Raw genomic sequence first — 14,449 nt, forward strand, 5'->3', positions numbered from 1 at the left:
AGCCAACCCGGAAGCCAACCCGGAAGCCAACCCGGAAACCAGCCAGGAAACCGGTCCGGAAGCCGCCCCGAAGACCACGCCGGAACCGGCGACGGAACCCGCGCCGGACGGATCTTGAAGCGGCTGGACCGCGCCGCGGACCGGCCGTGGTTCCTCCCGGCACTCGCCGTCTTCCCGCTCGGCGACTACGTCCTGCCGGTGCTGCCGAACCAGATGCTGCTGATGGGGGTCTCGGCGCTCCACCCGCGGCGGTGGCGGACCGTCGCGCTGACCTTCGTCACCGCCTCCGTGGTGAGCGCATTCCTGGTGGCGACTGTGGTGCAGAGCGCCGGGACCCGGCTGCTTGAGGCGGCCGGACAGTCGGCGGAACCCGCCGAACTGGGCGATTTCGGCGGGTTCGTGGAGCAGCACGGCACCCTGGCCCTGGCCGTGCTCTCCCTTCTGCCGTGGACGCCCCGGGCGGCCGTCCTGCTCTGCGCGTTGGCCGGCCTGCCCCCGTGGTCCATCGCCCTGGCCGTGCTGGCCGGCCGCCCCCTGCCCGTGACGCTCCTCGCGGCGACCGGTGCGCGGGCGCCCCATCTGCTGCGCCGGTTCCGACGGATCGACCGGCTGCTGACGGAGGTACGGCCCGGTCTCACCCCGTCCGCGCGGGGCGGGCCGCGGCCCCGGCCGGGCGATCCGACGTGAGGGCGGCCAGGCCCACCAGGTCGTCCGCCTGCGCGTCCGGCACCTCCTGGTCGAAGCGGGCCAGCACCCGCACCCGTAGCGAGACCGCGCCGAGCAGCAGGAGCGCGGCCCCGAGCAGTACGTAGAGCAGCCCGATGCCGCGCCCGTCGCCGGTGCCGATGACGGTGCCCAGGGTGTCGGCGAGGGCGCCGTCGGAGGCCATCAGCGGCTCCAGGTAGCGGGTGCCGAACGGGGCGATCAGCAGGAAGCCGACCGGCAGGGTGGACCAGGCGACGAGCTGGTTGAGCGCCATCACCCGGCCGTGGAACCGCTGAGGCACCTTCACCTGGACGATCGTCAAGTAGATGCCGTTGAGCAGCGACAGCGACGCCGACGTGCCGAACACCCCGGCGCAGACCACCAGCAGCTCGGGCCGTAGCCCCGTCAGTACGGAGAAGAACGCCAGCACCGGAACCACCAGCAGCATCCCCCGCATCCGGCGGTGCCGCGGCCCGCCCCAGACGCCCATCGCAAGACCGCCCGTCAGGGCGCCGATGCCGCCTGCGAGGGAGACCGTGGCGACCGTGCCCAGCCCGGAGAAGCCGAGCACCAGCGGCGGGACGAGTTGGAAGAGGACGGGCAGGAAGAGGTTGAGCACGGCGAAGAACACCAGCATCGCCCGGAAGCCCGGCCTGCGCCAGACCAGTTGGAAACCCGCCGTGATCTCCTGCTTCAGGGTCTCGCGCCGGCGGGCGGCCAGCGTGCGCGGGAAGCGGACGGCCAGCAGGACGAGCGCCGCCGCGACGTAGCTGACCACGTCGATCAGCAGCACGCCGCCCAGTCCGATGGCGGCCAGCAGACCGACGGCCGCGAGCGGGGCGACGACCTGGGCGATGCCGCCGGAGATCTGCACCACGCCGTTGGCGTGGCCGAGGTAGCGCTTCGGCACGAGCTGCGGGATCGCCGACTGGAAGGCGAGCCGCTGCCCGGTGAGGGAGACGGAGAGGATCGCCATCAGCACCCCGACGTGCCAGGGCCGCAGGGCGTCCAACACGTGCAGCAGCGCGAGGACTGCTTCGGACGTGCCGCAGACCAAGGTGCAGGCCAGCATCACGCGGCGGCGGTCGACGCGGTCGACCAGCCCGCCGAGGACCGGGGCGGCCAGCAGCCCGGGCACGATGCCGAGGACCGCGAAGAGGCCGAACCAGGCGACGGAGTCCGTCGCCAGGTAGATCCACAGCGGTAGGGCGAACTCGGTCAGCGCCGAGCCGGTCTGCGAGACCATCTGGGAGGCGGCGACGGCCACGAAGCGGCGGGTGTCGCGGCGGGTCGCCGGCGCCGCGGGGCGCTCGTCGGCGGTCGGCGTGTGGTGGACGCCGTCCAGCCACCAGGTGGCACGCTCGGGACGACGGGCCCGGGTGAGGGCGGCGGCATTGCCGGCCGGGTCCTCGGAGCCTTGGCCGCGCGACGCCGCGACGGCGGGGTGGACCGTGGTGACGATCTCGGCCAGCTCCGCCGCACGGTGCTTGAGGAAGTAGTGGCCGCCCTCGTCGAGCACGGCCACGGCGGTGGTGGCGCCGACGAAGCCCCACTCCCGGAACCTCTCGCGGTGGAACTCCGTCCCCGGGTCGGCGGAGCCGATCACCGAGACCACCGGCGCCGTCAACGCGGCTGCCGGTGCGGCGAGTTGGTTCGTGAAGTAAGCCTCGGCCGCGCGGGAGTCCTCCCGTACGTTCGTGACGATCGTCGCCAACTGCTCCGGGTCCAGGCCCTCCAGGTCGGCCCCCATGGAGCGGAGCCAGTTCAGGTGGAGCCGTCCGCTGCGCCGTCGGTCGAGCACGGAGAAGCGGGCGAGCAGCCCGAGCAGGCCCTCGGTGGGCCGGGCGAAGGGGAAGATCCCGCCCAGGTAGACGGCGGCGGGCTCCCGGCCGGCGGCGGTCAGCCGGTGGGCCAGCTCGACGGCGAGCGCCGCGCCCACCCCGCAGTGCCCGTACACCGCGACCGGGCCGGTCACCCCGTTCAGCACTTCGTCGGCGCAGCGGCGGGCCACTTCCTCCAGCGGCAGCGGCTCCTCGGACGTGCCGAGGTCGTGCCCGGGGACGGCGACGGCGTGCAGGGCGACGCCGGGCGGCAGGGCGTCGGCGAGCGGTTGGTAGACGACGGCGCTGCCGCCGCCGTACGGCAGGCACACCAGGGTGAGCGTGACGCGGTCGACGGGTTGGCGGGGCGTCAGTTCGTGCAGCAGGCGGCTCGGGCCGCGCTCGGCGTCCGATCGGTCGGCGTGGGCCGCGAGGGCGGCGACGGTCCGCTCCCGGAAGACGTCCATGAGGGTGATCCGGGCCTGGGGGCCGAGCAGTTTGCGCAGCGCGGCCACCATCCGCATGGCCAGCAGGGAGTGGCCGCCGAGGTCGAAGAAGTCGTCGTGGGCGCCGACGCGGTCCAGTCGCAGGAGGTCGGCCCAGCAGGTGGCGATCGCCGCTTCGGTGGGGGTGGTGGGGGCGGTCCAGCCGGCGCCGTCGGCGGGGCCGGGCGTCCCGGGTTCGGGCAGGGCCCGGCGGTCGACCTTGCCGTGGGCCTGGCGGGGCAGGTCGGGCAGGACGACGAAGCGGGAGGGCACGAGGTAGTCCGGCAGCTTCTCGGCGAGCAGCCGGCGCATTTCGGCGACCGGGGCCGGGGTTTCGTCCGCGGTGGGGACGAGATAGCCGACGAGGACGAGTTCACCGGCCGGGCCGCGGGCGGCGGCGACGGCCTGGGCGACCGAGGGCAGCCGGGCGAGGTGGGCCTCCACCTCGCCGAGTTCGACCCGGTAGCCGCGGATCTTGACCTGGTGGTCGTCGCGGCCGAGGAATTCGATCGTGCCGTCGGAGCGGTGGCGGGCGAGGTCCCCGGTGCGGTACATGCGGGGCGTGCCGGCTCCCCCGCTCCGCTCGGCGCCGGCGCGGGGATCCGCGGCGAAGGGGTCGGGGCGGAACCGAGTCGACGTCAGCTCCGGCAGGCCCAGGTAGCCGCGCGCCAGCCGGTCGCCGCCGATCCACAGCTCCCCCGGCACCCCGGCGGGCACCGGTTGCCGGCGGGCGTCGAGCAGGTAGACCCGGGCGCCCGGCAGCGGGCGTCCGATGGGGGTGGTGGGTCCCGCGGCCGGCTGGTCCGGGTCCACGAGGTGGGTGGTGGCGCCCACGGTGGCCTCGGTCGGCCCGTAGTGGTTGATCACCCGGCAGCCGGTGCGGGCGCCCGCCGCGGCGAGCCGGCGCGCCCACTCCCAGCCGGACGCCTCGCCGCCGAGGACCAGCAGCCGCCGCGGCAGCAACTCCGCCGGGTCGTCCACCTCGGCGCTCAGCGCGGCCAGGTGGGAGGGGGTGAGCTTCACGCAGTCCACGCGCTGCGCGGCGAAGTAGGCGGCGAGCTCCGGGCCGGGGGTGCGCGGGGGCAGCAGGTGCAGACTGCCGCCGGTGGTGAGCGAGAGGTAGAGGGTGGTGAGGCCGAAGTCGAAGGCGAGCGACTGGAGCAGGACGTAGCGGGCGCCGCCCGGCAGCCCCGCTTCGGCGAAGCGCTGGTGCACGCCGGCGAGGTAGGTGAGCACCTGGCGGTGCTGCACGGCGACGCCCTTGGGGGTCCCGGTGGAGCCCGAGGTGTAGATCACGTACGCCAGGTCGTCCGGCCCTGCGCCGTCGCCGAGTGGGGTGTCGGGGACGGCGGCGAGTCGGTCCGCGAGTCCGTCGAGCAGCAGGACGGGGGCGTTGGACGCGGTCAGCAGGGAGCGTCGGACGGAGGTGGTGACGAGGGCGACGGGCGCGGAGTCCGTCAGCATGTGCGCGAGGCGTTCGCGGGGCTGCTCCGGATCGAGCGGTACGTACGCGGCACCGGACTTCAGCACGGCCAGCAGGCAGACGGCCTGGTCGATGCCCTGGTCCAGGCAGACGCCGACGAGCCGGTCGGGTCCGGCGCCGGTGGTGCGCAGCAGTCTGGCCAGCCGGTTGGCCCGGCGGTCGAGTTCGCCGTACGTGAGGGGGCGGCCCTCGTGGACCAGAGCGACCGCGTCGGGGGTGCGGGCGGCCTGTGTGGCGACGGCGTCGGCGAGGGTGGCGGCGACCGGGCGGGCGGCGCCGGAGTCGTTCCACTCGTACAGCACCCGGTCGCGTTCGCCGGGGGTGAGGAGGTCGAGGGCGCCGACGGGGGTGTGGGGGTCGGCCGCGACGCGGGCCAGGACGCGCTGCCAGTGCCCGGCGATGCGGGCGACGGTGTCGGCGTCCCAGAGGTCGGTGCGGTAGGTGACGAAGGCTTCGAGGCCGGCCCCGGGTTCGTCGGGCTCGGTGCAGTACAGCCCGAGGTCGAGGTGGACCCCGCTGCCTTCGAAGGGGAAGGTCCGCCACTGAAGGCCGCGGGGGCGGACGGTCTGGGCTCGGTGGTTCTGGAGCGCGAAGGAGACCTGGAAGAGCGGCGGCCGGCCGACGTCCCGCGGCAGGTCCAGTGCCTCGACCAGCCGCTCGAACGGAGTCTCGCGGTGTTGTTGGGCGCCGAGTGCCGCGGTGCGGACGCGGTCGAGGACGGTCGCGAAGTCGGGTCCCGCGCCGTCGTCGGCCGCCTGGTCCGGCCCCGGACCGGGCGCACCGAGGTCGGCCCGGATCGGCAGCATCGTGCTGAACAGGCCGATCAGGCCCTCGGTGGCTTCGGTGGGACGGCCCGCGAACGGGGTGCCGACGGCGAAGTCCCGCTGCCCCGACCAGCGTCCGAGCACCACCTGGAAGGCGGCGAGCAGGGTCGTGAAGAGGGTGGTGCCCCGGGCTCGGGCGAGCGCGCGGACGGCCCGGTGCGTGTCGGGGTCCAGCCGGAAGGTGTACGTCGCGCCGTCGGGGCCGGGCACGGCGGGGCGCGGCCGGTCGGTGGGCAGGTCCAGCGGCGGGACGCCGGCCATGGCGTCGCACCAGTACGCCAAGTCGGTGGCGGCCTGCGGCAGGTGCTGGCGTTCGCGCTGCCAGTGGGCGAAGTCGCCGTAGCGGACGGGCAGCGGCGGCGGGGCGAAGTCATTGCCGCGGGCCACCTCCTCGTATCCGGTGAGGAGTTCGTCCAGGAGCACTCCGGCGGACCAGCCGTCGCCGACGAGGTGGTGTTGGCAGATCACCAGGACGTGGTCGTCGTCGGCGAGGCGCAGCAGCAGGGCCCGCAGCAGGGGGCCGTTCGCGAGGTCGAAGGGGCGCGCGACCTCGGCTTCGACGGCGGCGCGGGCGACGGTCTCCCGCTCGTCGGCCGGCAGCCCGGCCAGGTCGCGGGTGCGCCACGGCACGGCGAAGCCGTCGGCGGGCGCGATGCGCACCCGGGGCGCGCCGTCGCCGTCGACGGGGAAGGAGCTGCGGAGGGTGTCGTGGCGTACGGCGATCAGGCGCAGCGCCTCGGCGAGGGGTTCGGCCCTCAGCGGGCCGCGTAGCCGCCCCGCGGTGGGCAGGACGTAGGCGGCGGTGCCGGGGGTGAGTTGCTCGACGAACCAGAGGCGTTCCTGTGCGAGGGACAGCGGCTGGGGCGCGTCGTCGGGGCGGGCCGGGATGCCGGTGGGCCGGGCGGCGGCGCGGTCCCGCAGTCGCCGGGCGAGCAGGGCGCGCTGATCTCCGCTGAGCGCCCGCCGGGGCACGGGCGGCGCGGTCCGGGAACCGTCCTGGGGCGTGCGTTCCGGGGCGTGCAGGGGTTCCGTCACGCCTCCTCCCCGAGCAGTTCGCGCACGACCGCGTCGGTGACCGTGGCCACGGTGGTGGGCTCCTCGTAGAAGGCGTGCAGCGGTACGTCGACCCCCAGGCGGTCCCGGATGCGGGCCGCGGCCCGGGTGATGGTGAGGGAGTGCGCGCCGAGGTCGACGACGTCGTCGTCGCGGCCGACGGCGGGCAGGCCCAGCACCTCGCACCAGATGGCGGCGATCTCGGCGGCGAGTTCTTCCCATGCGTCGTCCACGTCCGGGGCGTCGCCGGTCGGTGCGGGGTCCGGTGCGCCCCGGTCCGGTTCGGGCAGCGCCGGGCGGTCCGTCTTGCCGTTGGGGGTGAGCGGGAGGGCCGCGAGCGGGTGGACGACGCCGGGGACCATCGCGTCCGGCAGCGTCCGGGCGAGGAAGGACCGCAGCTCGGCGCCGGTCGGTGCGGTGGCTTCCGGGTGCCAGACCGGGTACGCGACGAGCAGTCGGCCGGCCGGGTCGTTGTCGTCGCCCCGGACGGCGACGGCGGCGGCCGCCACGGCGGGGTGTTCCTGGAGTCGGGCCTCGATCTCGCCGAGTTCGATCCGGTGGCCGCGCAGCTTGACCTGGTCGTCGCGGCGGCCGAGGCAGTCGAGCGCGCCGTCGGGCCTGATCCGCGCGAGGTCGCCGGTGCGGTAGTGGCGGGCGCCGGTGACCGGGTCGGTGACGAAGCGTTCGGCGGTGTGCTCGGGCGCTCCGCGGTAGCCGCGGGCCAGCCCCGCGCCGCCCAGGGCCAGTTCGCCGACGACGCCGTGCGGCACGGGGTGTCCGGCCGGGTCGACCACGAGTGCGGTGGTGCCGGCGATGGGTCGGCCGACGGTCACCTCGTCGGGCGCGGGCGGCACTTCGGCGGCGGTGGACCAGATGGTGGTCTCGGTGGGCCCGTAGACGTTCCAGAGCCGCCCGACGCGTTCGCGCAGCCGGCGGGCGAGTGCGAGGGGCAGGGCCTCGCCGCCGCTGAGCGCGGTGAGGGCGGGGGCGGTGAGCCCGCCGTCCAGCAGGAGCCGCCAGCCCGACGGGGTGGCCTGCGCGTGGGTGACGCCGCGCCGTTCGACGAGGGCGGCGAGGGCGCGGCCGTCGCGCGTCTCCGACTCGCGCGCGATCACCACCCGGCCTCCCGTGATCAGCGGCAGCAGCAGTTCGAGGGCCGAGATGTCGAAGGCGAGCGAGGTGAGCGCGAGCCAGACGTCGTCGGGGCCGGCGTCCAGGGTGTCGCGGAAGGCGAGCAGGAGGTGGGCGAGGGAGCCGTGCGGCACCTCGACGCCCTTGGGGCGACCGGTGGAGCCGGAGGTGTAGATGAGGTAGGCGAGGTCGTCGGGGGTGGGGAGCGGCAGCGGTGCCCCGTCGGTCCCCTGCGCCGTCAAGGCGTCGTCGAGCAGCAGGGTGGTGCCGTGCCCTTCGACCAGGTGCGCGGTGCTGCGCTGGGCGAGTGCGTACGGTGCGCCGGCGTCGGCGAGCACCAGGTCGATGCGGTGCGCCGGGTAGGACGGGTCGACGGGCAGATGGGCGCCTCCGGCGAGGCTGACGGCGAGCACCGCGGTCACCATCTCGGCGGAGCGCTCCGCGCAGACGGCGACGACGGTGCCGGGGGTGACGCCGGCTGCGATGAGTCGGCGTGCGAGGGCGGTGGCGGCGGTGGCCAGGGTCGCGTAGCTCAGGGTCCGTTCGCCGACCGTGACGGCCGGCCGTGCGCCGTGCGTGGCGAAGGAGTTGGCGAGCAGCGCGGGCAGGGTGGCGCCGGGGGCGTCGTGGGCGGGTTCGGGTCCGCGCAGCGGGGCGCGTTCCGCCTCGCCCAGGAACGTCAGGTCGGCGAGCGCGGTGCCGGGGGCGGCGGCGATCGCGGCGAGCAGGCGGCGCAGATGGGATCCGACGCGGTCGGCCCGGACGGGGGACGGCAGGTCGGTGCGGTGCATGAGCAGGACGCGGAGCCGGTCCGGGCCGTCGAGGAGGTGGAGCCGGAGTGCGCCGCGCGCGGTGCCGGGGAAGAGCGTCCAGTCGATGGTGGTCCGCAGGCCCGGGAAGGTGACGGGGGCGATGCGGCGGCGGTAGGTCAGGATGACGGGCGCGAGGGACAGCCCGGGGCGTACGCCCGGGACGGCGCGGGCCAGCGGGACGCGGCGGTGCGGGTAGCAACTGCGCAGCTCGGCGCGGACGGCGCGGGCGAACTCGCCGAAGGCGGTGCCCGGTTCGGGGGTGGTGACCACGGGCAGTTCGTTGGCGTGCATGCCGATCCGGTCGGCGCTGCCGGGGGTGCGGGTGCCGAGTCCGACGGTGACGGCGGGGCGCTCGTTCCCGTACCGCAACAGGAGGGTGTGCACGGCGGCGAGGAGCAGTTCGAAGAAGGTGACGCCGAGTTTGTCGGCGGTGTCGACGAGGTCGGCGCGCAGGGCGGGGTCGAGGTCGAAGTCGACGGCAGCGCCGGGGCCGGCCCCGTCCGCGCCGTCGGGTCCCGCGTCGAGGCCGGGCAGGTGCACCGTGGGGCCGGGCAGCGGGCGGTCGGCCCAGTGGGCGGACGCCTTGGCGACGGCACGGGCGTCGAGTTCGGCTTCGGCCACAGGTTCGGCATCGGCATCGGCTACAGGTTCAGCTTCAGCTTCGGCCGGGGCAGGCCCACTGCCGGTGCGGTGGGCGTAGCAGGCCGCGAGGTCGGTCAGGAAGACGTCGGTGGAGGTGCCGTCGAAGGCGATGTGGTGCGCGACGACCAGCAGGGTGGCGTGGGTCGCGTCGGTACGCAGCAGGGTGAACCGTACGGGCGGTCCCGCGGCGAGGTCGAACGGCTCCGCGCTCGCGGCCGCCAACTCGCCGGGCAGCCGCTCGGGCGTGGTGTCGCGCACGGTCAGCGCGGGCGCCGCTCCGGGGGCGAACAGGGGGACGCCGTCCTCCTCGCGGGCGGTTTGGGTCAGTGCGGGGTGGCGGCCGGCCACGTCGGCGCAGGCCGCGGCGAGCGCGACGGGGTCCAGGGGGCCTTCGAAGCGGACGGCGAAGGGCATGTGGTGGACGGAGCCGAGCGGTGCGATCCGCTCGTTGATCCAGATGCCCTGTTGGGCGGCGCTGGCGGGGGTACTGGTCACAGGTCTTCCTCGGTCTGTTCGGCATCGGAACGCGTGGAACGGGGTGGAGCAGGGTGCAGGCGCGGCGGGCCCGCGCTCCTGCCCGGCGCGGGTCGAAGCGCAGGGGTGGGCAAGGGGCGGTGCGCAGGCGCGGGGACAGGGCCCGCCGTCGGCGCTGACGGCGGGCGAAGGAAGAAGAGACGGGCGGTCGTCAACGGGTGACGACGGCCGGGGCAGGGCGCGGTGCGCCCGCGCGGTGCCGGGCGCGGGGCGTCAGTCGAAGAGGGGCGAAGGTCGGGGAGGAACGGCGGTCACGGCCGGGGTCAGGGGCCGACGGCCGTGGTCAGGTCCGTACGGAAGTCATCGGCGAGCGCGGTGATCACCGGTTCCTCGAAGGCGAGCGCGTTGTACTGGATCCAGCAGTTCAACGAACCGTCCGGTTGCTCGACCACGGTCAGCTCGGGCACCCCGAGGTCCCCGCCGGGCAGCGGCCAGGGCACGGTGGTGCCGCGCGGCAGCTCCCACGGCTCGCAGCGCAGGCCCGGCACGTGCGGGTCGGCGGCCCAGCTCTCGTACCGCAACCAGGCGGGGAACGCCACCACGTGCGGTTTGAACTCCGCGTACGGATACATCTGGTGGTCCAGCGCACCGGTGGCGGCCCGTCGGACCCGTTCGGCGAGTTCGGCGAAGCCGGGGCCGCCCGAGCAGTCCACCCGTACCAGCAGGGACTGCACCAGACAGCCGACCGCCTGCTGCGCCGCCGTACTGGTCCGACCGGGGACGGGGGTCATGAGCACCAGGTCGGGGCGCTCGGCGCGGGTCGTGAGCAGTGCGCTCCACAGGGCGGCGACGGCCATGAAGGGGGTGACGCCGAGGGCGCCCGCCCTCTCCCGCAGCCGTTCGGCGGGGCCGGCTGCCACGGTGAAGGGGCGGGCGACGGTGTGCACGCGGTCGACGGCGCGCCGACCGGGGAAGGGATCGAGCGCGGACGGCGCGCCCGCGAGCGCGGTGGCGAAGTGCCGCCGTCCGCCCTCCCACTGCTCGTTGGCGCGGCGCACCAACTCCGGATAGTCCAGGTCGGGTTCGGGCAGCCGGGGGGTGCGGCCGCGGCGCAGGGCGTCGTAGGAGAGGCCGAGTTCGCGCAGCAGGACGCCGATCGACCAGCCGTCGGCGACCATGTGGTGCACGGCGAGCAGGACGACGTGGTCCTCGGGGCCGCGGGAGACCACGAGCAGTCGGGCCGTCGGGTCGGTCGCGAGGTCGGTGAGGCGGTCCCGCTCGGCGATGAGCTGGGCGTTGACCTCTTCGTCGGTGGCGCCGGGAGCGTCCCGCAGGGTGATGCGGGCGCGGGCTTCCCCGTCGAGCACGGTGCGGACCAGGCCGCGCACGTCGCCGGGCACGGGGACGAACCGGGTCCGCAGGGCGGGGTGGCGTTGGACGAGCGCGGACAGGGCGCGGCCGAGCGCGCGGCGGTCCAGGGGGCTGGTGACGCGGAACAGGGCGGTGACGGCACCGACGTCGCGTCCGTCCTCCTCGGCCATCCAGTCGAGGAAGTTCTCCTGCTGGCTGGTGAGCGGGACCTCGTGGCGCTGGGACCGTAGGGCGCGCAGATAGGGCGGGAGTTCCGGGGCGGGCGGGCGGCCCGCGGGGGTTTCGGCGTCCGGGGTCCGTTGCCGGTCCGCTGCTTCGTCCAGCCAGGCGGCCTGGGCGCGCAGCGAGGGACGGCCGAAGACGAGCGCTGCGCCGACGTCGACGCCGAACTCTTCGGTGACGGCGGTGGCGAGGTGCACGGCGCGGAAGGAGTCGCCGCCGAGCGCGAAGAACTCGTCGGCCGCGTCCCGGACCGGACGGCCCAGCACTTCCTGCCAGATCGCGGCGAGGCGCAGCTCGGTGGGGGTGCCGGGCGGCCGGGCGGCAGCCGGGCCCGCCCGCTCTTCGCCGGCCGTCGCGAACAGCGGGCGCAGCCGGTGCTTGACCACCTTGCCGGAGGCGTTGCGGGGCAGGTCGTCGGCGAGCAGGACGCGTACGGGCAGTTCGGCGCGGGCGAGGCGGGTGGCGAGGAAGAGCCGCAGCGCATCGAGGTCCAGACCATTGGCGGTGGGGATCACGACGGCGACCGGCACGGACCCCATGACGGGGTGTGGTATGCCGAGCGCCGCCGCGTCCGCGACGTCGGGGTGCTCGTGCAGCGCGTCCTCGATCCGGAGCGTGGAGACCTTCAGCGCGCCGGACTTGATGACGTCGCTCTCCCGGTCGACGAGGTGCAGGTATCCGTCCTCGTCCAGCCGTCCGAGGTCGCCCATCCGCACCCAGCCGTCGCGGAAGACCGTGGCGCCGGCAGCCGGGTCGCCGGCGTAGGAGCGCGGGGGCCCGGGCTGGCGCAGCCAGATCTCGCCCGTCTCGCCGGACGGCACGGGGGCGCCGCCCGGGGTCAGTATCCGCAGGTCCCGGGGGTCGGTGGGGCGGCCCACCGCGCCGGCCGGCGCTTCGCCGACGACGGCGGAGAGCTGCGCGGGTGCGGCCTCGGACGAGGTGTAGACGTTGACGACGGTGGCCTTCGGCAGGGCTTCCGCCAGGGCGCGGGCGACGGGCGCGGGGAGGGCGGCGGCGGAGGAGCTGAGCAGGTGGACGCCGGAGAGGTCGTACCGGTCGGGCACGCCGGAGTTGAGCAGTTCGATAGCCATCGAGGGGACGAGGAAGACGGTGCCGATGTCCAACTCCTCGATGGCGCGCCCGAATTCGTCGGCGTCGAAGCGCGGGAGGACCACGGTCGTGGGCGCGCCGGTGAGGGCGCTGATCAGCATCACCTGGGCGGCGTTGGTCCCGATCGGGAAGGAGTGCAGGGCGCGGTGCGAGTGGGCGTAGGGCCGGGGGCGGGGGTTGAGGCGCTGGCCGGCCGTGAGGTTGGCGTGCCGGGCGCGTACGCCCTTGGGGTCGCCGGTGGTGCCGGACGTCCCGACGATCTGGGCGAGGTCGCCGGGGGCGGGTCCCGTGCGGCTGCGGTCGAGCCCGGCGCCGCGGCCGGCGGCGGCTCCAGCCGATTCGACGTCGAGCAACGACAGGTCACCCCGCCCCAAGCCGTCCAGGCAGGGCAGTTCGGTCCCGCGCAGGACGGTCGTGGCGCCGCAGACGCCGGCGAGGCGTACGGCTTCGGGTGCGGCCAGGTCGGCGCGGAGCGGGAGCGCCGCCGCGCCTGCGTAGTGGACGGCGAGGTTGGCGACCGCGTGGGCGTCCCACTCGCGGTCGGTGAAGCGCAGGGCCACGACGTCACCGGGGCGGATCCCGGCGTCCACCAGCCCCAGGGCGCCGCCGACGGCTCGCGCGCGCCACTTCCCGTACGTGAGCGAGCCACCGCCGCACACCTCGATCGCGACCCGGTCGGGCTGTTTCGCGGCCCGGGCGTCGAGCAGGTCGGGAACGGTCAGCGGAGCGGGCTGGGCGTTGATGATGTCCTCCAAGAGCGTGATCCCCGGGGCGAGTTGGTTCGGGGATGCGATGGCACAGGAGACGTTCACGGGCATGGCGCGCAGTTGTTGCCCTTGGATATGGTCTGGACCTTCGGCAGGGCATGCGAACAATAGCGTGCCTGTGTCGCACTTGTGTCGCAATGATGGAGAGTTCGTGGACATCGGTGGGGATCGGCTGCGTTGGCCGAACCTCGCCAGCACCTGAGAACTGCTATGAAACCCCTCGTCAGAGGGGGCGCACCAGCCAACTCCGGAGAAACCGGAGCCAGGAATCCTGGATCTGCTCCGGCCGTCGCCCAACCGCACCGCGAAGGCCCCCTCCGTCCCACCGGACGACAGGGCCCTCAACTCTGCTTGTCTGTAACGGCGTTCCGCATCCACCGGCTCCACCCGCATGCCGGGTGCCCGCTGCGCCCTTGCGCCCGTATGCCCTTGCGCCCGTACGTTTCGTCCCGTCCCGGTTCCGAGGAGGAACAACGCATGCTGTACGCGGGAATTGCCTGGTCAGCCGATGGTTACGAGGTCGAGGTCATCGACGCCGACGGGAACCGGGCGACCGCCCCGACCCACTGGGGCGCGGAGCGCGTACCAGAGCTGACGGCGTGGCTCGGGGCGCCCGGCCCGTCCTCGGAGCCGCCCCGCGCCGTCGTCGTGGAGAGCACCAACGGCCTGGTGGACGGCCTCTTCACGGCGGCCGGCCTGCCCGTCTACCGGGCCGACCCCTGGGTGCTCCCCGAGCGACCCGACTTCGGCTCCGTACCGGCCAGATGTCTCGCCGAAAGAGCCAGAACCGACCTCGCCTCCCTCTCCCCGCTCACCGCGGAGGGCGGCGGCCAGACCGGTCGGGACGACGACTACCACGGCGGCATCCGACGCAGCGCCGCGCAGGAGGAGGAACTCGTCCGCGCCGGCCGTTGGTTCCGCCACGGGCCGCGCGACCGCGACGAGATCGCCCTGACCTTCGACGACGGCCCCGACCCGGCCTTCACCGGCCAGGTGCTCTCCATCCTGGCCCGCTACGGCGTGCACGCCACCTTCTTCTGCGTGGGCCTCCATGTGCACGCGCTCCCCGACGAGGTGCGCCGGATCGTGGACGCGGGGCACTCCCTCGGCAACCACACCTGGTCGCACCCGTTCCTGCCGGACCTGAGCCCCTGCCAGTTCCGGCTCCAACTTGAGCGCACCGACGAGGCTTTCGACCGCGCGGTGGGCCGGGTCCCGACCGTCTTCCGCCCGCCGTACGGCGCACGCACCCCGGAAGCCCTGGCCGAACTCCACCCCGACGGCCCCGCCCTCGCCCTCTGGGACGTCGACTCCTGGGACTGGGCCCGCCCCGGCCCGGAGAAGATCGCCCGTACGGTCCTGGACCACGCCGGTCCCGGCTCCCTGATCCTGATGCACGACGGCGGCGGCGACCGCCGCCAGAGCGTGGCGGCCCTACCGACCGTGATCGAGGGCCTGCTGGAACGGAACCTGCGCTTCGTGGCGGCGGACGAACTGCTCGGCGTCGCAACGGCGAAGGGTGCACGCACCGGGGAGTGAGGCCGGCGCCG

At 74.9% G+C, this 14,449-nt stretch carries 5 protein-coding genes; 2 read left to right on the forward strand and 3 right to left on the reverse strand.

The window, feature by feature from the left end; all coding sequences use genetic code 11:
- The first annotated feature begins 114 nt into the window (after positions 1 to 114).
- Complete coding sequence (locus ACH4E8_RS27730; RefSeq protein WP_398453077.1) at positions 115 to 687, forward strand: hypothetical protein; 573 nt, start codon at positions 115 to 117, stop codon at positions 685 to 687.
- On the opposite strand, the gene ACH4E8_RS27735 is transcribed toward ACH4E8_RS27730, so the two are convergent.
- The 3 genes from ACH4E8_RS27735 to ACH4E8_RS27745 form a co-directional block, all read right to left on the reverse strand.
- Positions 635 to 6,352 (reverse strand): amino acid adenylation domain-containing protein, encoded by a 5,718-nt coding sequence (locus tag ACH4E8_RS27735; protein WP_398453079.1) that lies wholly within the window; start codon positions 6,350 to 6,352, stop codon positions 635 to 637. The two genes, ACH4E8_RS27730 and ACH4E8_RS27735, sit on opposite strands and share 53 nt — an antisense overlap.
- Positions 6,349 to 9,450 carry an amino acid adenylation domain-containing protein gene (locus ACH4E8_RS27740; RefSeq protein WP_398453081.1) on the reverse strand — a complete coding sequence of 1,034 codons (3,102 nt, stop codon included), beginning with the start codon at positions 9,448 to 9,450 and terminating at the stop codon, positions 6,349 to 6,351. The genes ACH4E8_RS27735 and ACH4E8_RS27740 overlap by 4 nt, the downstream gene beginning before the upstream one ends.
- 302 nt (positions 9,451 to 9,752) lie before the next feature.
- Positions 9,753 to 12,950 carry an AMP-binding protein gene (locus tag ACH4E8_RS27745; protein WP_398453084.1) on the reverse strand — a complete coding sequence of 1,066 codons (3,198 nt, stop codon included), beginning with the start codon at positions 12,948 to 12,950 and terminating at the stop codon, positions 9,753 to 9,755.
- A gap of 426 nt (positions 12,951 to 13,376) precedes the next feature.
- On the opposite strand from ACH4E8_RS27745, the gene ACH4E8_RS27750 reads away from it, so the two are divergent.
- Positions 13,377 to 14,438, forward strand: coding sequence for a polysaccharide deacetylase family protein (locus tag ACH4E8_RS27750; RefSeq protein ID WP_398453086.1), 1,062 nt, complete (start codon positions 13,377 to 13,379; stop codon positions 14,436 to 14,438).
- Positions 14,439 to 14,449 lie beyond the last annotated feature (11 nt).

Origin of the sequence: Streptomyces sp. NPDC017979 (assembly GCF_044328175.1) — a bacterium.
Taxonomy (GTDB): Bacteria; Actinomycetota; Actinomycetes; order Streptomycetales; family Streptomycetaceae; genus Streptomyces.

Bases quoted from the DNA above. Each gene is read 5' to 3' on its own strand.
- ACH4E8_RS27745 (WP_398453084.1), bottom strand. From the start codon at position 12,950: ATGCCCGTGAACGTCTCCTGTGCCATCGCATCCCCGAACCAACTCGCC.
- ACH4E8_RS27750 (WP_398453086.1), top strand. From the start codon at position 13,377: ATGCTGTACGCGGGAATTGCCTGGTCAGCCGATGGTTACGAGGTCGAG.